Source organism: Agarivorans sp. Z349TD_8, assembly GCF_050870825.2.
Taxonomy (GTDB): Bacteria; Pseudomonadota; Gammaproteobacteria; order Enterobacterales; family Celerinatantimonadaceae; genus Agarivorans.
In genome coordinates, this window is the sequence record NZ_CP194037.2 from 2,042,237 (window position 1) to 2,060,148 (window position 17,912).

Annotated in this window: 14 protein-coding genes and 1 tRNA gene; 8 read left to right on the forward strand and 7 right to left on the reverse strand. The window is 42.6% G+C overall.

All coding sequences use genetic code 11. From position 1 onward, the window contains the following. Positions 1 to 11: 11 nt before the first annotated feature. From ACRRS1_RS09315 to ACRRS1_RS09325, 3 genes are all read right to left on the reverse strand, one after another. Positions 12 to 2,510 (reverse strand): putative bifunctional diguanylate cyclase/phosphodiesterase, encoded by a 2,499-nt coding sequence (locus ACRRS1_RS09315; RefSeq protein ID WP_432459204.1) that lies wholly within the window; start codon positions 2,508 to 2,510, stop codon positions 12 to 14. A 78-nt stretch (positions 2,511 to 2,588) separates the two neighbouring features. Next, entirely contained in the window at positions 2,589 to 3,794 is a 1,206-nt protein-coding gene (locus ACRRS1_RS09320) for a hypothetical protein (protein ID WP_432453446.1), read from the reverse strand. Continuing rightward, complete coding sequence (locus tag ACRRS1_RS09325; RefSeq protein WP_432467926.1) at positions 3,763 to 4,329, reverse strand: hypothetical protein; 567 nt, start codon at positions 4,327 to 4,329, stop codon at positions 3,763 to 3,765. The genes ACRRS1_RS09320 and ACRRS1_RS09325 overlap by 32 nt, the downstream gene beginning before the upstream one ends. A 305-nt stretch (positions 4,330 to 4,634) precedes the next feature. Here ACRRS1_RS09325 and ACRRS1_RS09330 point away from each other — a divergent pair, with 305 nt between their 5' ends. From ACRRS1_RS09330 to ACRRS1_RS09355, 6 genes are all read left to right on the forward strand, one after another. Beyond that, positions 4,635 to 5,378 (forward strand): YebC/PmpR family DNA-binding transcriptional regulator, encoded by a 744-nt coding sequence (locus ACRRS1_RS09330; RefSeq protein WP_432453444.1) that lies wholly within the window; start codon positions 4,635 to 4,637, stop codon positions 5,376 to 5,378. Positions 5,379 to 5,384: 6 nt separating this feature from the next. After that, positions 5,385 to 5,906, forward strand: a complete 522-nt coding sequence (gene ruvC / locus ACRRS1_RS09335) for a crossover junction endodeoxyribonuclease RuvC (protein WP_432453443.1) — start codon at positions 5,385 to 5,387, stop codon at positions 5,904 to 5,906. A gap of 124 nt (positions 5,907 to 6,030) precedes the next feature. Further along, a complete protein-coding gene (gene lon, locus ACRRS1_RS09340; protein ID WP_432453442.1) occupies positions 6,031 to 8,379 on the forward strand; it encodes an endopeptidase La in 2,349 nt (782 codons plus the stop codon). 212 nt (positions 8,380 to 8,591) lie between these two features. Then, positions 8,592 to 8,864, forward strand: a complete 273-nt coding sequence (gene hupB, locus ACRRS1_RS09345; RefSeq protein ID WP_432453441.1) for a nucleoid-associated protein HU-beta — start codon at positions 8,592 to 8,594, stop codon at positions 8,862 to 8,864. A gap of 88 nt (positions 8,865 to 8,952) precedes the next feature. Continuing rightward, positions 8,953 to 10,842, forward strand: coding sequence for a peptidylprolyl isomerase (ppiD, locus tag ACRRS1_RS09350; protein ID WP_432467925.1), 1,890 nt, complete (start codon positions 8,953 to 8,955; stop codon positions 10,840 to 10,842). Positions 10,843 to 10,908: 66 nt separating this feature from the next. Beyond that, a complete protein-coding gene (locus ACRRS1_RS09355) occupies positions 10,909 to 11,271 on the forward strand; it encodes a hypothetical protein (RefSeq protein WP_432453439.1) in 363 nt (120 codons plus the stop codon). A gap of 122 nt (positions 11,272 to 11,393) precedes the next feature. On the opposite strand, the gene fabV is transcribed toward ACRRS1_RS09355, so the two are convergent. From fabV to ACRRS1_RS09375, 4 genes are all read right to left on the reverse strand, one after another. Continuing rightward, positions 11,394 to 12,599, reverse strand: a complete 1,206-nt coding sequence (fabV, locus tag ACRRS1_RS09360; protein ID WP_432453438.1) for an enoyl-ACP reductase FabV — start codon at positions 12,597 to 12,599, stop codon at positions 11,394 to 11,396. Between the two features lie 498 nt (positions 12,600 to 13,097). Beyond that, positions 13,098 to 13,174 (reverse strand) — tRNA-Pro (locus tag ACRRS1_RS09365). A gap of 87 nt (positions 13,175 to 13,261) precedes the next feature. Then, positions 13,262 to 15,076, reverse strand: a complete 1,815-nt coding sequence (locus tag ACRRS1_RS09370) for a DUF3413 domain-containing protein (RefSeq protein WP_432467924.1) — start codon at positions 15,074 to 15,076, stop codon at positions 13,262 to 13,264. Positions 15,077 to 15,104: 28 nt separating this feature from the next. Beyond that, a complete protein-coding gene (locus ACRRS1_RS09375; RefSeq protein WP_432453436.1) occupies positions 15,105 to 15,323 on the reverse strand; it encodes a DUF1414 domain-containing protein in 219 nt (72 codons plus the stop codon). 74 nt (positions 15,324 to 15,397) lie between these two features. Between ACRRS1_RS09375 and yejK the strand changes: the two genes are divergently transcribed. Together yejK and malE are read left to right on the forward strand one after the other, a co-directional pair. Beyond that, complete coding sequence (yejK, locus tag ACRRS1_RS09380) at positions 15,398 to 16,402, forward strand: nucleoid-associated protein YejK (RefSeq protein ID WP_432467923.1); 1,005 nt, start codon at positions 15,398 to 15,400, stop codon at positions 16,400 to 16,402. A 283-nt stretch (positions 16,403 to 16,685) separates the two neighbouring features. Further along, positions 16,686 to 17,867 carry a maltose/maltodextrin ABC transporter substrate-binding protein MalE gene (gene malE / locus ACRRS1_RS09385; protein ID WP_432467922.1) on the forward strand — a complete coding sequence of 394 codons (1,182 nt, stop codon included), beginning with the start codon at positions 16,686 to 16,688 and terminating at the stop codon, positions 17,865 to 17,867. The last annotated feature ends 45 nt before the right edge of the window (positions 17,868 to 17,912 follow it).

The window sequence follows — 17,912 nt, forward strand, 5'->3', positions numbered from 1 at the left end:
GTATTTATTTTTCAGCTTTTGTTGATTGATGATGGTGATTGGTTTCTTTGCGGTGGGTCAGCTGGCTTCGGTAGTTCAATTACGGGGTAAAGCTTTATCAGTTTACCGTCTTTATCTAACAGGCCGCCTTTATCGCAGCAAGCTTGATAAAAGGCAAGGGCTGCCTCCTTGGTTTGCGGTCGACCAAATAAATAGCCTTGAACTTTGTCAAAACCATTCTTGATTAGCCAATTGGCATGCTCTATGGTTTCCACTCCTTCCACTAATATCTCGTAATTTAAGGTGTACATTAATTTACGCATACTGAGTACGATATTCTGAGTCGGTATGGAAGTGATCGCATTATGACCAAATTCTCGGTCGAATTTTATTTTGTCACAGGCTAGATTACTTAAATAACTGAGTGAGGTGAAGCCTTTACCAAAATCATCGAAGGCAACTCTAATGCCAGCGCCTCGAATTTCCTTGAGTTGATTTTTTACTTGGGGATAGTTTTGTACCGCGACACTCTCGGTAATTTCCAGTTCTAGTAAGTTATTTCCAGGACTAATGGTCCTATATTTACTAATTAGTTTTTGAGCAAAGAGTTTGTCTTCAAACTGGTGGCCGCTAATGTTAAAAGCAACGGTGAGGCCTTGGTAACCAAGAGCATTGAATTCTTCTAACAGTGCCAAAGATTTATCGATGACCCAATAGCCCAGAGGCAGGATGTGACGGCCGGATTCGACAATATCTAAGAACTGGCCTGGGTTCATTAAACCTTGGGTCGGGTGATTCCAGCGAAGTAGTAATTCAAAACCAGTTATTTTCTGTTGTTGCATCGATACTTGAGGCTGCAAGAACAGTTCCAGTTCATTGTTACTCATTGCATTTTGAAATTGGTTTTCAATGGTGAACACCATGTCGTTGTTGCGTGCTAATTCGATATCAAAGTGAGTACAGCAATTGCGACCCTTTCGTTTGGAAGAGTACATGGCTAGGTCAGCATATTTTACCAACAACTGTGGCTCATACTCGGCCTGTTTCGCAGTCGCGATCCCAATACTGAGGGTGACCCGCATCGACACTCCGGAAATTGTAATATCCCGAGATATTTCTCGCGCCAAGCTATAGGCGTAACCTAATACACTGTCTTTATCCTGTTGATTGACTAAGAGGGTGAATTCATCACCACCAAGGCGAAAGGTGTTGGAGGCAAATTGACTTAAACGTAAGATCCGTTTAGCGACTTGAATTAAAAGCAAATCGCCAAAGTCGTGGCCGAGTGTGTCGTTAATTGTTTTAAAGTTGTCGAGGTCTATATAGATGAGGCAGAGCTCTTCGTCTTTTTGTTCAGCGTTTTTTAGGGCCTTGGTTAAGTGTTGTAAGAAGGCACTGCGATTCGGTAATTCGGTCAATGGATCTTCCATTGCCATTTTTTCGAGCACTTTTGTATTCGCAGCAATGTTGGTTCGCATTTCAGTAAAGCTATTGGCTAGCTGAATAGAGATCGAATCTAAGGCATCAAACTCATCATTGAATAGGTGGATATGCTTTTGTGGCTGGTATCCCTTGCCTTCCAATATGCTCGGTAAGTGAGTGGTATGGTAACGTAAACTTTTGACGGGACGGCGCATCAGCAGTAAGCCTATGGAGATACTTAAAAGCATGGTAAACAGCAATAGCAGTGCGAGTTTATTGCGGAAGTCGGTGAGCTGAGAGACTTGCTCACTCCAATCTTTAAGTACCACTAGTTTTAGACTATTCGAAGCACTGTCTTGGATTGAGTAAAGTTTGCCGACAATGGTTTTGTCTTCAACCATAAAGGTTAAATCATCGTGGTTACGGTATTCTATTGCACTGTCAAACCATTTTTGACTCAGTACTTGAGTATTGGTTGCGAGTAGCACGCTTTTGTAGATCGGTCGGTCAACATCAACGATCGCCAATTCTATGTCATCGAGTTGAGTTACATTGATGAGTGCATCGGCCAATTCTAATTGAAATGCCAGAACCCCTAGTTCAGCACTGCGAGTGCGCACCGGGAGTGAAACCCAGAGAAAACATCGTTCTTCACATTCGAGTAATTTCATCGGTTTCGTGTGTATTGTGACCTGTTCGAGTAAGCTTTTAGGTGGCATTATTTCTGGCAAGCTACAAGAATAATTGTCGAGATCGTATACGGTGCAACCATTTACAATGGGAAGTAGCCACTGTAATTCAGGTAATTGTTGGCTTAAATAGTGATCCAACTGAACCATATTCTCAGCCTTGCTAAACAAGGTTTGGGTTTCAAAAATGTAGGTGATGCTGTCACTTAAGCGGTCAATTTGGTCTTTAAATTCCAATGCATAGTTATCAAGATAACTTTGTTTTAATTGAGTTTGTTGATGTTTGTTGTGCTCCATGGCTGTCAAGCCAAAGATAGAGACGACTACGCCAGCAGCTAATACCCATATCAAGGTTAGTTTCAGTCTTACACTGATATAGCGATTTTTAATATCAATTAATGGGAATTTACGGAGCTTCATTGACCATCCCGATGTTTATTATTTTTACTGCGTGGTAAAACAGTCGCCACTTTAATTTATTAAGCATAGAGTTAATTGTCAAAAACGATAACTAAGTTGTATCGCGAATAAGCGCCAATAACGTTCTGGGTTGTTGACTGCGTTTGAATTTAGATCGTTAACTGGGGGGATCATGGAGGTTCCCGTGAGCCAGTGGTGTTCTATTTTTAGTTGGAAATGCTGATGAAAATTCCAGCTAGCTCCGAGGGCTAAATCATCGATATCCCTTAGGTTAGGAGTGATATCCGCATCAACAAAATGGCTATTATCGTAGCGTGCAAACAGGCTCCATTGAGGAGTCAACATGTAAATACCTTGAAGATAATAGGTATTCATGTCGATACTGCCGTCAAAATTAGACGCTAAGCCTTGGGCCATAGCATTTTTCCCTTTTGCATAGGTACCACCTCGACGTAGGCTGTATTCAGCCGTGAGCTCATATTTTTTTTGAGCATACTGTAAAGAGAGTATGTACTGGTCAAGGTCGATAAAAAAATCAAAGGGTGCATAAACTAATTCACCATTAGGAGGAATTGGGATGGCAAGGTTAATCGCATCGATAAGTTGAGTTTTTAAGCGTCGATAGTCGAAGGCCACGGACCAATTGGCATTAGGTTGGATGGATAAATGCAGTGATGTGTTCCAATCGGCGGTGAATTTACCTTCTTGACTTCGCCCAAAAAAACGTCGGCTAAAGCTTTCATCGAAGGCTTCTTTGCCAATTGATGCAGCAAAATTGTATTGTTGCCCAGAAGGGCTGAAATAATCGATATCCATACGGAGTCCATCTGCACGTAAGCTTTGTTCTTTAAAAACATGCGGATAAACAGAAAATGGCAAGATAATACTTGGTCGGGTAAACGGAACATCGCGAGTTGCACCGTAAATGCCATTGGCGAGCTTAAAGCGTCCTAACTTAAATGCCAGAGCCCAGTCTTCGCTGGTTTGTGGTTGATAGTTTAGGCTAAGGTAATCGATTGCAAGGCCTGTTTCAAACCAATCGCCACTCTCACGAGCAATCAATAAACCTGACAGCGACCAACGAGGATCGATGTACCAATAGCCATGTAAACCGGCCTCATATAGAGGGCCACTATCACCGGAATTATAGCCATAGTAATTATTTGCACTTACATCGATATAACTGGCAGAGATAAACCCTCCCCAGTATATTTTCGCTTGTGCGAAAGAAACAGGAAGTAAGGTTAGTAAGCTAGTCAAGATTAAAAGAATGAAGTTCTTCATTTTCCACCTCTTGGCTGGCATACCCAATGGCATTAGGATTTAGCTTAATCATATTTAACATGTCATGCTCGGTAGATACAACGATGGGGGCGATGGCGGTACCTGTATAAATTTGTCTCTCCCAGATACGGCTTAATTGATAAGGAAATAATTTAAGGGCATCTAAACAAAAGTCTTTGTGTAATTCGCTGTTGTTTTCCATAACCACGACTTGAATAGCTCGTCCATTGGACCAATTTTTTTGACGTAAGGAGAAAATTGAACGAATGCTCTTAGGCGTCACTTCTGTTTGATGACTGGGATTACTTACAATCCAAGTTTGGGCATCAATGGCGAAGCTTAAACTGAATAAGCTACAGAACACCATTGTTCTTGTTGCTACCCATATATGTCTCATGAGCAGACTGATAAGTGGCCAACAAATTGCTGTCATAACCTTCCATGGAATACTATTGATAATTTCTTCATCTATACAAATATAGGCTGATTTTATCAGCTCGTTAACTTTAGTGATAAATAGTTGTTTATGGCTCACAAATGAACAGTAGAACCGAGACTATCAAAGGTTATTTATCGATGGGTATCAAAAATAATAATAATAATAGAGTTACTATATTAACTATCTAGTCAGTATTTGACTTGGTGCAAGGTGTAAAGTCAATGCTATGACTAGGATTAAGATCCATGTTATGTAAAGATTGCTTTGCTCTTGTAGCCTATTATCACCTTAATTATCAGTATGATAAGGCGCTTTAAGTTCGATGGAGAGGAAGATAATGCTAGGCTTGTCGCGTTTATCGAGTTTATCATTGCAATGTATATTACTTTATAGGGATAACGATGGCCGGTCATAGTAAATGGGCAAATATAAAACACCGCAAAGCTGCTCAAGATGCTAAACGCGGGAAAATTTTTACAAAATTTATTCGAGAACTTACGGTCGCAGCCAGAGAAGGGGGCTCCGATCCCGATGCGAACCCTCGATTAAGAGCCGCAATTGATAAAGCGCTATCTAATAATATGACTCGGGACACTGTGAATCGGGCGGTACAACGTGGAGCTGGTGAGCTTGATGGACAACAACTGGAAACGGTTATCTATGAAGGTTATGGGCCAGGAGGTACTGCGGTCCTAGTGGAAACGATGACCGATAATCGAAATCGTACTGTATCAAGTGTGAGACATGCTTTTAGTAAGAGTGGTGGGAACTTAGGTACTGACGGAAGTGTTGCATATTTATTCGAGAAAAAAGGTATTATTTGTTTTACGGCAGGCAGCGACGAAGAACGGATTATTGAGGTCGCGTTAGACAGTGGTGCGGAAGATATTCAGAGTCACGATGACGGAAGCATTGACGTTATCACTTCCCCCAATGAGTTTGGGACAGTGAAAGATGCGTTCGATGCGATTGGATTTATCGCAGAAAATGCCGAAGTGACAATGATCGCTTCTGTTCAAGCTGAATTAGATGCGACCACCGCGCCTAAACTATTACGTTTAATTGACATGTTAGAAGACGACGACGATGTTCAAGAGGTTTATCATAATGGGGATATTTCTGATGATGTTGCGGCACAGTTATAAGTTATTGTGAGTATAATTTTAGGCATCGATCCAGGCTCTCGGATTACGGGTTATGGTTTAGTTCAGCAAGTTCATGGGAAAATAACTTACTTGGGCAGTGGTTGTATTCGTATTAAAGCGGAGGCATTACCATTACGATTAAAGCAAATTCATGCGGGTGTGAGCGAAATAATTGAACAATTCACTCCTGACGAGTTTGCGATTGAACAAGTATTTATGGCCAAAAATGCCGATTCGGCATTGAAGCTTGGTCAAGCGCGAGGGGCTGCAATTGTTGCAGCAGTTTCTCGTGACATCCCAGTATCGGAATACTCGGCTCGGCAAATCAAGCAAGCCGTAGTGGGTACTGGTGCGGCAGATAAATCACAGGTTCAACATATGGTAACCCAGCTATTAAGTTTGTCGGCTAGCCCTCAAGCCGATGCAGCAGATGCTTTGGCAGTCGCTTTGTGTCATTGTCATACTCGGCAAAGTTTAATTAGTATGGCTGGTAAAGTAACTGGTACTGTTCGGCGCCGTTTACGGTAAGTGATTGATTAAAAAAGCAGCGGCCTGCAGTTTTTTTGTTAAAAATACTCCAGGTCGAATTGAAACACGAAAAATTGACCCAATATAGCTGATAGAGTCTATTAGCTAAGGTAAAGAGGACGACATGACCTTAGAGCGTTCAGAACGATTTGAAATTCCTGTATTGCCGCTACGTGATGTAGTGGTATATCCACACATGGTTATTCCACTATTTGTTGGTCGTGAAAAGTCTATTCGTTGCTTAGAAAGCGCGATGAACCAAGACAAACAAGTCTTATTAGTGGCGCAAAAAGATGCAAGCAATGATAATCCACAAGTGGAAGATTTATACACTGTAGGCACGGTGGCTAATATTCTGCAGCTCTTAAAACTGCCTGACGGCACTGTAAAAGTGTTGGTTGAAGGTAGCCAACGGGCTAAGTTAGAAGAAATTATTCAGGAAGACGAGTACTATGTGGCCTCTGCTGAGTATGTTGTCTCTGTGCTGCCTGATGAGAAAGAGCAAGAAGTTATGGTTCGTTCAGCGATTAGCCAATTTGAAGGTTACATCAAGCTGAACAAAAAAATTCCACCTGAAGTATTAACCTCAGTCTCTGGAATTGATGACGCTGCACGTCTAGCGGATACCATGGCTGCGCATATGCCGTTGAAGCTTGAAGATAAGCAATCAGTATTGGAGCTCTCTAGTATCCCCGAGCGACTCGAATATTTGATGGCCATGATGGAGTCAGAGATTGATTTGTTGCAGGTTGAGAAAAAAATTCGAGGCCGTGTTAAGAAGCAAATGGAAAAGAGCCAGCGCGAATATTATTTGAATGAGCAAATGAAGGCGATTCAAAAAGAGCTGGGTGAATCTGAAGATGGTCAAGATGAATTTGAACAGCTTTCTTTGCGGATTGACGAAGCTCGCATGCCCAAGGAAGCCAAAGAAAAAACTTTGGCCGAATTAAATAAGTTGAAAATGATGTCGCCCATGTCAGCTGAAGCGACCGTGGTGCGTGGTTATGTTGATTGGATGCTCAGTGTTCCTTGGGTAAAACGCTCCAAAGTTAAACGTGATTTAGCCAAAGCTGAGGAAGTACTGAATCAAGACCACTATGGTTTAGAAAAAGTTAAAGAGCGCATTTTGGAATACTTGGCGGTGCAAAGCCGAGTGAACAAATTGAAAGGACCCATTTTATGCTTAGTGGGGCCTCCTGGCGTAGGTAAGACCTCCTTAGGACAATCGATTGCTAAGTCCACCGGGCGTAAGTACGTTCGTATGGCTTTAGGTGGCGTTCGCGATGAAGCCGAAATTCGTGGGCATCGTAGAACTTATATTGGTTCTATGCCGGGTAAGTTGATTCAAAAAATGTCGAAGGTTGCGGTGAAAAACCCACTTTTCTTGTTGGATGAAATCGACAAAATGGCCTCTGATATGCGTGGCGATCCTGCTTCTGCGCTACTCGAAGTTCTCGATCCGGAGCAAAACAATAGTTTTAACGATCACTATCTAGAAGTTGACTACGACCTTTCTGATGTCATGTTTGTGGCAACTTCAAACTCAATGAATATTCCGGGTCCTTTGCTCGATCGAATGGAAGTGATTCGGCTATCGGGTTATACCGAGGATGAAAAGCTTAATATTGCCAAACAGCACCTCATTAGTAAGCAAATTAAGCGCAATGGTTTGAAAGAGCATGAGATCGTCATTGACGATAGTGCCATTATTGGCATTATCCGTTATTACACCCGAGAAGCTGGGGTTCGTAACTTAGAACGCGAGATTTCTAAGTTATGCCGTAAAGCGGTAAAAGAAATTTTGTTGGATAAATCGATCAAGAAAGTCGAAATTAGCCAAAAGAATCTCAGTCAGTATTTAGGTGTGCAACGCTGCGATTATGGTAAAGCCGATGAGAATAACCGTGTGGGTATGGTCACAGGCCTTGCATGGACTGAAGTTGGTGGGGATCTACTTACCATCGAAACCGCCTCTGTTCCGGGTAAAGGCAAGTTAACTTATACCGGTTCCTTGGGTGACGTGATGCAGGAGTCAATTCAAGCTGCGATGACAGTGGTTCGTTCGAGAGCCGATAAATGGCGGATCAATAGTGATTTTTATGAGAAGCGCGATATCCATGTGCATGTTCCTGAAGGTGCAACTCCAAAGGATGGACCAAGTGCGGGTGTCGCAATGTGTACTGCTTTGGTGTCTAGTTTAACGGGAAATCCAGTGAAAGCCGAAGTTGCGATGACTGGCGAAATTACCTTACGCGGAGAAGTATTGCCGATTGGTGGTTTAAAAGAGAAACTGTTGGCAGCTCACCGTGGTGGAATTAAAACGGTGCTTATTCCAAAGGAAAATGAACGAGATCTGGAAGAAATACCACAAAATGTCATTGGAGACTTAAAAATCATCCCAGTGCGCTGGATTGAGCAGGTGTTAGAAGCTGCTTTAGAGCAAAATCCTGAAGCCTTTGAGGTAAAAGCTTGAGTCAATGCAAATAAACGCAATTCAATCGTAAAATAATTCTTGCCAGCCTTGTTTAAGGGCTATAGCCTAAGGCTGGCATATAAGCCGTTATGACAAATTAATAGTATATAAATTAACTAACTGTAGACTGACTAGCCTGGTTCTGAGCCGCAAATAATAGGGAACTTTTCCCGCGGTAAAATGAAAAGGAATAACAACAAGGGGAACCCATTGTGAATAAAGCTCAACTCGTAGACAAAATCGCTGAAGGTGCAGATATTTCTAAGGCCGCTGCCGGTCGTGCTCTTGATTCTTTTATCGAAGCTATTTCTGATTCGTTGAAAGAAGGCGATAATGTTGCCTTAGTAGGTTTTGGTACTTTTCAAGTGAAAGAACGTTCGGCTCGTACTGGCCGTAACCCACAAACCGGTGCAGAAATTCAAATTGCCGCTGCTAACGTACCTTCGTTTAAAGCCGGCAAAGCGTTGAAAGACGCAGTAAACTAATTGTCAGCTGTAGATTGATTTGCGGTCTGTCAAAGGCGCATCCTACGATGCGCTTTTTCATTATTTATGTGGTAAAGAGTAACTAAGCATGTTGGAAAAGCTCCGTGAAGGAAGCCAAGGTCCGGTAGCCAAGATCATCCTCGGTCTGGTCATTTTATCTTTTGCACTGGCTGGTGTTGGTAGTTATATTGCGAGTCCAAGCGAACAATTAGCAGCAACCGTGAATGGCGAATCAATTAGTCGTGCCGAATTTGATAAAGCCTATCAAAATGAACGGGCGCGATTAGAAAATCAATTTGGTGACGCCTTTAATCAATTAGCCGCTGACCCAAGCTATATGGCCCAATTTAGAAATAACGTGTTAGACCGTATGGTGTCAGAACGTTTACTTGATCAAGCCGCTGAACAGTATGGACTCAGAATCAGTGATGCACAGCTTAAGTCGCAAATTCTCAAAATGCCAGAGTTCCAAGTTGACGGGCGTTTTGATAATGACCGCTATTTAGCGGTACTTTCTCGAGCACATTTTCAGCCGAGTCAATTTCGCGATATGATGCGTAATGACTTGACTCGTCAACAGTTGCAAAACGCTTTATTAGGCAGTGAGTTTGCGTTACCGAGTGAAGCAGAGCTACTGGCGAAGTTAAATCAACAAACTCGTGATGTTCGCTATGTGACGATCCCAACTGCAAATTTCGTTGCGGCAGAGAAGCCTTCAAGCGAAGATTTAAAGGCTTATTATCAAGCACATAAAGATAGCTTCAAAACAGAAGAGTCGGTTGATGTTGAGTATATTTTAGTTGATGCTGATGAATTGGCTAAAACTATCGCAGTAAGTCCTGAGGAAATAGATCAATTCTATAAGGCAAATAGTCAAACTTATACTCAGCCAGAAAAGCGTAAAGTTGCCCATATTTTGGTTAATTTTGGTGACGACGAAACCGCTGCGCTAACAAAAGCAGAACAGTTATTAGCCAAACTCAATCAAGGTGAAGATTTTGCGGCCTTAGCTGCAGAGTCATCCGACGATAGCTTTAGTGGTGAAAAAGGCGGTGAGCTTGATTGGTTCGAAAGTGGAGTGATGGACCCAGCATTTGATGAGGCCGCCTTCGCGCTTGCACAGAAAGGCGATGTGAGTCCAATTGTTAAATCCGCTTTTGGTTACCATTTAATTAAGTTGCTTGATGTACAAACTGCACAAGTGAAGCCGCTCGACCAAGTGAGTGAGCAAATCAGCCAACAATTACGACATGAAAAGGCACAAACAGCGTTTTATGAACAAGCGCAAAAAGTGGCTGAGCTGTCTTTTGAAGTTCCTGATTCTTTAGTTGAAGTGGCTAGCGAGACAGGCCTTAAGCTTGAAACGGTTAAGGGTTTAAGTCGTACTAATGCAAATGCAGTTTTAGGGCAAGCGCAGGTGATAAGTAAGCTATTCGACCCAGAATTTATTGCTGAAGGTTTAAATAGTGATGTTATTCAACTGGCGGATAATAGCTCTGTAGTGGTTCGTGTTACTGGGCATTCGGCGGCGACCGTGAAACCTTTCGAAGTCGTTGAATCGCAAATTGCCAGTAATTTAACCCAAACTAGAGCGACTCAAGCAGCCCAAGCATATGCAGACAAGTTGATTGCTGCGCTAAAATCTGGTGAAGGCTTAGATGATTTGCTTTATCAGCAACACTTACAGTTTACGACTAAGACTCAATTGACTCGGGATAGCCAAGAGTTAGAGCCGCAAGTTATTCGGCATTTATTTATGATGGCTAAGCCGTTAGCGCAGAAAGTTGCCGGGCGAATAAGCACAATGAATGGTGATCAGCTAGTATTACAGCTTACCGCTGTCAATGAGGTGGAAACCGTAGAAAGCACAGAGACTCAACGTTGGTTACAACAGCTGGCCAGCATTAAAACAGAAGCGAGTTACCAAACCTTGATTGACTTATTAAAGAGTAAAGCAGAGATTAAAACTTTGCTGTAAACCTTATGTTGAGTTAACAAGCGAATAGAAGGGCGGTTTCGCCCTTTTTATTTATCGGAGACGTTGGTGAAAAAATCCTTAGTATTAATTTCGGCTTTGGTGGTTATCGCCCTAGGGGTGTTAGCATTTTTGTATTTTTCTTATCCTGAGTTAGTTGGAGCAAAGCGAAGAGTGACGATTAATCCTTTAATCGGAACTTGGGAATCTGAGCAGGCATTTTATGGCAAGAAAGATCGCTTGGTATTTGATCAAATAGGACAGCTAAAGTCTGGGAGTCGGGTCGCCACTCAATACGAAATCAAAGGTGAACGCGTGATCGTCACTTCGGCAGACAAAGTGGTAGAGTATAAAATCGCAAAAGACGGTTTATATCTTGATGCTTATTTACCGAGAGCGGGTCGAGTGAGATATAACAAGGTGAATAAATAACATAAATTGAACTCGGGATAATCAATCGCTTGATGACGTTGGTATTACTCTTTCTATATTCCGAATTCTGTTTAAAGTGAAAGAATAAAGAGCCGCTCAATTGTTGGGCGGCTCTTTTGTCATTAGGCGACTTCAATCACGTTGAAAGGAACCAAGGTATTGACGTCTGCTTCATAGTCAATTCCGGCAATACCAAAACCAAATAGTTTCAAAAACTCGGCTTTATAGTAGTCGTAATCCGTATGTTGACGCAGGTTTTCGGTGGTGATTTGTGGCCATAAATCAACACAAGCTTGTTGAATATCTTCGGCTAACTCCCAATCATCAAGACGTAAGCGATTGCTCTCATCAAGCTCTGGAGCATTGCCGTCTGTACGATAGAGGCGTTGACTAAACATCCGATAGATTTGTTCCATACAGCCTTCATGAACGCCTTTTTGTTTCATGATCTTAAACACCATTGAGATGTAAAGTGGCATCACAGGGATCGCTGAGCTAGCTTGAGTCACGACACTCTTCAGTACCGCAACGTTGGCGCTGCCATCACGTGTGGCTAATTTTTCATTTAAAGATACGGCGGCACGATCTAAATCCATTTTGGCTTTACCCAAAGCGCCATCCCAGTAAATTGGCCAAGTTAATGCGGTGCCAATATAACTATAGGCAACGGTTTTACAGCCTTGGGCGAGTACGCCCGCTTCATCCAGCGCTTTAATCCAAAGCTCCCAGTCTTCGCCACCCATTACCGTGATTGTATCTGCTATCTCTTGTTCTGTCGCAGGCTCAACACTGGTTTCAATAATGGTATCTTTATTGGTATCTACGGCGGTTGCGCTGTAGGTTTCACCAATAGGTTTTAGGCTGGAGCGTATTAGTTCTCCGGTATCTGGGAGCTTCCTTACTGGAGACGCTAAGGAATAAACTACTAAGTCAATTTGTCCTAGATCTTGCTTAATCAAGTCAACAGCTGCCTGCTTGGCTTGATGTGAGAAGGCATCACCATTAATGCTTTTGGCATATAAACCAGCTTCGTGAGCTTTTTGATCGAAGGCCGCAGCATTATACCAACCAGCAGTTCCTGGTTTCTTTTCGGTTGCTGCTTTCTCAAAGAAAACACCAATGGTTGCGGCGCCATTGCCGAAGGCCGCTGCGATACGTGAAGATAAACCATAACCGCTGGATGACCCGACAACCAATACTCTTTTTGGCCCATTTTTTATTGGGCCTTGCTGTTTGGTGTAGTCAATTTGCTCTTGGACATTGGCAGCACAACCAAGCGGATGGGTGGTTGTACAAATAAAACCACGGATCTTAGGTTTGATAATCATATTCGTTCCTTAAAGTCACCCAAAGAGGGGGAAGTAGTTTGTTTCATCACTATTTTTTATGCGCCGATTTTAGCACGTTTGTTTATAAAGTGGCATGGCAGCGGGCTGATCAGAGCAGTTGCCTAAAATATTCTGAAGAAAGGTAGATTTGGTTTATTTAAGGTGCTCTTACTGATTATTACAATGCGTCACGCTGGCTTATTGAGTACCAATTACGCGCGTGTACTATCGTCTATTATTATGACATTTATGACTTTAAACTTTGGGTTGGTAGGTAATAGAATTTCTCAATTTATATACTTTGATTTTACTCATGGCAGCGGGTCGTTTTGCAGTTACGCATACAAAGATATGAGTGGTGGACTTATAGCCGCTATTGGTGAGTTCAAGCAAACTTAAAACGATGGCCGACGATTCATAGGCAAAGGGCTTAAACAGCCGAAGATAATAGCCTTTGAAAAGCGAAAGCCCGTCGCGATTAGGCGACGGGCTTTAATGTGGTCGGTACGAGAGGATTTGAACCTCCGACCCCTGACACCCCATGACAGTGCGCTACCAAGCTGCGCTACGTACCGATTTGAGCTGTGAATTTACTTAGGTATCGCTCCGCTGTCAATACACGGCCTACTAATTTGTGTTCGATTGCTCAGTGAATAGGCAAATTAGGGCTGTGGCTGATAAAAACGTTTTAAATCGTTCAATACTTGTACCAACATCGGGACTGAAACAGGGGCATTACTCGGCTCTAGTTCCCGATTAAATACCCGATAACTTCCGGATTTATTAAACAAGGTAATTTGATTTTGCTGAACAACGGCTTGTTGTTCCTGGTTGCCAATTAATATCCAATCACGCTTGCGTTTTTTGAAGATATTTTGCCCACTGCTATAGCCATTTGGGTTTGAGTTTACGCCGAGCAAACCTTCTAATAGGGTGGGTGCTAGATCGTTATGACTGGTATCACCATGTTGTAGCGTTGGTGTTTGCTTGGGCCAAGATATAAATAACGGAACTTGCGTTTGATAGCGGCTAAAGTTGCTACCATTACCCCAGTAGTTGCTGTTGTTATCGCCTAATTCGTTACCATAATCAGAGGTGAAGATGAGTATGGTTTTCTCTAGTTGGCCACTTTGGCTTAGTTGTTCATAAACTTTTGCAAGTTGTCGATCGAGCAGCTGGGCTGCTTGTTGATAGCCGCTACGTAATGAGTCGGGGGTGACGACTTGGATGGCGTCACCGTTACCATTATCAAACGCAGCAACGCCATTTAAATAAAGAAAGTTAAACCAAGGTAATTGGGAGAACTTGCTTTGCTGCCAGATTAACCATTTTTGAATCGCTTGTTTATCGCCTTTCGCCCCGCTTGGCCATTCGGTCATGTCGAGGTTTTTAACACCGGCGAAGCTGGTTCCGGCGAGTTCAGGGTGGTTTACTCCACGGCTACTGAAGAGCTCGATTTGGTAGTTATGTGCTTGCAGTGCGGATATGAGTACTGGGCTTTGATGTTGCTTGATAATATTAGACCAATAGCTGCTTGGGATGCCATAGAACAAGCTAAATAAGCCTTCTTGTGCTCGATTACCACCGCTATAGTGACTAAAAAACTGACTAGAACGTTTGGCCTGTTTCCAGCTGTTGGGCATTGTTTGTTGATTGAGGGCGTCCCAGCGTAGGCCTTCTACGACAATCAGCATCACATTGTAGTGTTGTGCCGTAGGTGCATATTTCAGTGAAGAAATAGGGTAGCGCAATCCGCCTAGCTTTGCTGTCTCGCGTTTACTGACTTGTTGGTAATATGCATCAACATCGAAAATCCCTTGTTCTTGTAAAAAACTACGAGCAGTGAGTGGGTAGAACAATGGGTAGTTGTTTTTTTGTTGAGTAATCGAGCGATAATCGGTTGCGTCTGCCCAAGCGTGCACCAGATGAGTAAGCAAAAAACAAATAAATAGTAATACTGCGATAGGTACGCCTAAATGAGCATGCTCTAAACGTCGTAAATATTTCCAACAGAGTCGGGCCAGCCATAACTCTAGCAAGAAGATGAACGGTACCGCGACAAATAGTAAGTTAAGGGTGTTTGCTTGGCTATTTTGCTCTTTATCGACTAAGAGTTCCAGTAAGACTGGATTAAGATGAAGATTAAAGGAGGCGAATACCTCGGTATCAACAATCAGTAGACTAACCCCTAAAGTGGCAAAGAGCGCGCCAACAAAACGAAGGGTGCGATTGCTGGGGAATACAAAACTGAGGGGGAATAGGGTCACCAAAAAAAGTACAAAGCCAATAAATGAAAATTGGCCCAACCAACTGATCAGTAAATAACTCTGGCCTAAAAATGTCTCTGGCGCTGCGGCCAACACTAAATAACGTAAGCCTACAATTAATGAAAGAATGATATTAGACAAACAAAACCAATGTCCCCAGCTGATTAACTGTGACACCTTGTCTCGGTACTGCTTTGAGTTATTTACCATTGATTGTTCTTAAGTCCTTCAGGGTAGCCTATGATTCACTGATTGAACTTTTCAGTGCTTTTGAGAAACCTTCGGCAAGAGTCTTCCTTTGCTCTGGAGCAACACGTTGATTAATCAGGCAAGTCGTTGCATTACCTAACACCATTAATGCTAAATCGGTGGTTACATTATGGTTGTTGACTACTTTGAGTACATCATTTAGTAATTGTTCCACTTGCTCTGTGGAATATTTTGAAACTATTGCCATTTCTTCTCTGCAAAATTAACGATAAAGACGCGTATAATACCCCACCTTGTCAGTAAACACTAACAGCAAAAACTATGAGTATTTCATTAAAACATCTTATTTTACATTCATTAGAATTGGCAGCCGACGGCCAAATCGCCTTACAAGCCCGCAGCGAAGAAATGCTGCATAGCGAGCAGGCGCTCAGTCTCATTGAGAGCTTACACTTGAACTTTAGTGGCCGTGCAGCCAAAGGCTTTGGCTACTACCCGCCAGAAAACACCAGTACCTTTAAAGAGAAGCTCGATCTGTTATTGAGTCGCGAGTTGGATTTTCATCGATTTAGTGTTGATAGCGGCTCAGTACTGGTTGAAGAACTCAAAAAATATGAGTTTATAGAGCAGGGGGTTTTGTTACTGGCTCATTATGAACATGTCGCTGGCGAGTATTTATTAATTATGTTGCTCGAAAATAAAACTTCACCGGCGGTTGATGAAAGTCTAGAGCTGACCGCGAGTCGTTATTTGGAAACCAGTGCAATTCAATTAGCAGCCCGGATCGATATTACCGATATGCAGCGTAACGCTGAATCGAGACGTTATGTTTCTTATGTGAAAGGTCGGGCTGGGCGTAAAATTGCAGATTTTTTTGTTGAGTTTCTTGGTTGTGATGATGGTCTTGATGTGAAGTTGCAAAATACCGTATTGATGCAAGCGGTCGATGATTATTGCCAAGCGACGCAGTTAGATAAAGAAGAGAAACAAGCTTATAAAGCTGAAGTGAAAAGTTATTGTGAGCAGCAGCTTAAAGATGGTGAAGAAATCGTTGTGGGTGAACTTGCTAAGGCCTTACCGACCGACGATGAAAATGTCGATTTTTATCAGTTTGCGGCCGAAAACTATCCTTTGGAAGAGCAGTTTCCAGCAGACCGCAGCACTTTGAAAAAACTTGCTAAGTGTTTTGGTCAAGGGAAAGGCGTTTCTATTAGCTTCGAGCAAAAGCTGTTAGGAGAGCGGGTATTTTATGATGAGGCGAGCGATACTTTGACAATTGTTGGTATCCCGCCTAATTTGAGAGAACAACTTAAAAATAACAATTAAGTCAGTAGCTATGTTTGAAAAGGTTGTCAGTTTCATTGTTGTTGTAAAATTACCACATGCAAAGGTTTTCAAGTGCTAATGTAGTTAATTTTGTTGTTTTATTACCAACTTATTGAGATTGGATTGCCTTTAAGGCCCCGTCTTTCCTTGCTTTTTCGTTATGTAGTATAGTTTCAAAATTGCGAGCTGAGTCATGTGAGTTTCAGTTCTGTTGAGCTAGAATCAAGTTCAGCAAGTTACTCTTGCGACTACAATAATCATAACGACAGTTAAGGAAAGGCTAATGAAAAAGACAATTCTTGCATCTGCTATTGCGGTTGCTTCTTTGGGCATGGTATCGAATGCTTTTGCTGCAATTGAGGAAGGTCAGCTCACTATTTGGATTAATGGTGATAAAGGCTATAACGGCTTAGCAGAAGTAGGCAAACGCTTTGAAGCCGATACCGGCATTAAAGTGAGTGTTGCTCACCCAGACGACGCCCCTGGTAAATTTCAACAGGCTGCTTCAACTGGTTCAGGCCCAGATATCTTCTTATGGCCACATGACCGTTTCGGCGATTGGGTTGATGCCGGTCTATTAGCAGAACTGAAACCGAGCGCCGAGAAAAAAGCGGCTATAGAGGACTTTGCTTGGAATGCGGTCACGATTAATGGCAAAGTTTATGGTTACCCTATCTCGATTGAATCAATTGGTCTTATTTATAATAAAGATTTAGTACCGACTCCCCCAAAAACTTGGGAAGAAATTCCAGCCTTAGATGCTCAACTACAAAAAGATGGTAAACACGCTATTTTATGGGATTACAACAACACTTATTTTTCATGGCCGATATTGGCAGCCAATGGTGGCTACATCTTCAAATTTGAGAATGGTGCTTACGACGTAAAAGATACCGGTGTAGCGAATGCTGGCGCGAAAATGGGCGCGAAAGTGATTAAAGACCTGATCGATGGTGGTCAAATGCCGAAGGGAGCTGATTACGGGGTGATGGATTCAGCCTTCAATAAAGGCGAAGTGGCGATGATGATTAATGGTCCCTGGGCTTGGGATAACCTCGATAAAAGTGGCATTAATTACGGTGTAACTTACATCCCAACGGTTAATGGACAAAAAGCTAAGCCAATGGTTGGTGTATTGGCTGGTGCAATTAACGCGGCCTCACCCAATGCTGATTTAGCGGTAGAGTTTTTAGAAAACTATCTGGTCACCGATGAAGGTTTGAAAACGGTAAACGATGATGTGCCGTTAGGTGCTGTTGCTCTTAAATCATTTATGAAACAGTTAGCGGGTGATCCTCGTATTGCAGCGACCTTTGCGAATGCTGAGGATGGCGAGCCAATGCCTAATGTTGCGGCCATGGGTAAATTTTGGTCGGCGATGGCAACATCTCTCACCAACATTACCAGCGGTCGTCAGCCGATTGATAAAGCATTAGACGCCGCTGCGCGTCGTATAGCGAAATAATACGGTCATATTATTTCGATTAGGGGGAGGGGCTTGGTCTACCCT

Excerpts from the sequence above, each read along its gene's own strand:
- fabV (WP_432453438.1), bottom strand. The coding sequence starts at position 12,599 with ATGATTATCAAACCTAAGATCCGTGGTTTTATTTGTACAACCACCCAT.
- yejK (WP_432467923.1), top strand. The coding sequence starts at position 15,398 with ATGAGTATTTCATTAAAACATCTTATTTTACATTCATTAGAATTGGCA.
- ACRRS1_RS09320 (WP_432453446.1), bottom strand. The coding sequence starts at position 3,794 with ATGAAGAACTTCATTCTTTTAATCTTGACTAGCTTACTAACCTTACTT.
- ACRRS1_RS09315 (WP_432459204.1), bottom strand. The coding sequence starts at position 2,510 with ATGAAGCTCCGTAAATTCCCATTAATTGATATTAAAAATCGCTATATC.
- malE (WP_432467922.1), top strand. The coding sequence starts at position 16,686 with ATGAAAAAGACAATTCTTGCATCTGCTATTGCGGTTGCTTCTTTGGGC.
- ACRRS1_RS09375 (WP_432453436.1), bottom strand. The coding sequence starts at position 15,323 with ATGGCAATAGTTTCAAAATATTCCACAGAGCAAGTGGAACAATTACTA.
- lon (WP_432453442.1), top strand. The coding sequence starts at position 6,031 with ATGACCTTAGAGCGTTCAGAACGATTTGAAATTCCTGTATTGCCGCTA.
- ACRRS1_RS09370 (WP_432467924.1), bottom strand. The coding sequence starts at position 15,076 with ATGGTAAATAACTCAAAGCAGTACCGAGACAAGGTGTCACAGTTAATC.
- ppiD (WP_432467925.1), top strand. The coding sequence starts at position 8,953 with ATGTTGGAAAAGCTCCGTGAAGGAAGCCAAGGTCCGGTAGCCAAGATC.
- ACRRS1_RS09330 (WP_432453444.1), top strand. The coding sequence starts at position 4,635 with ATGGCCGGTCATAGTAAATGGGCAAATATAAAACACCGCAAAGCTGCT.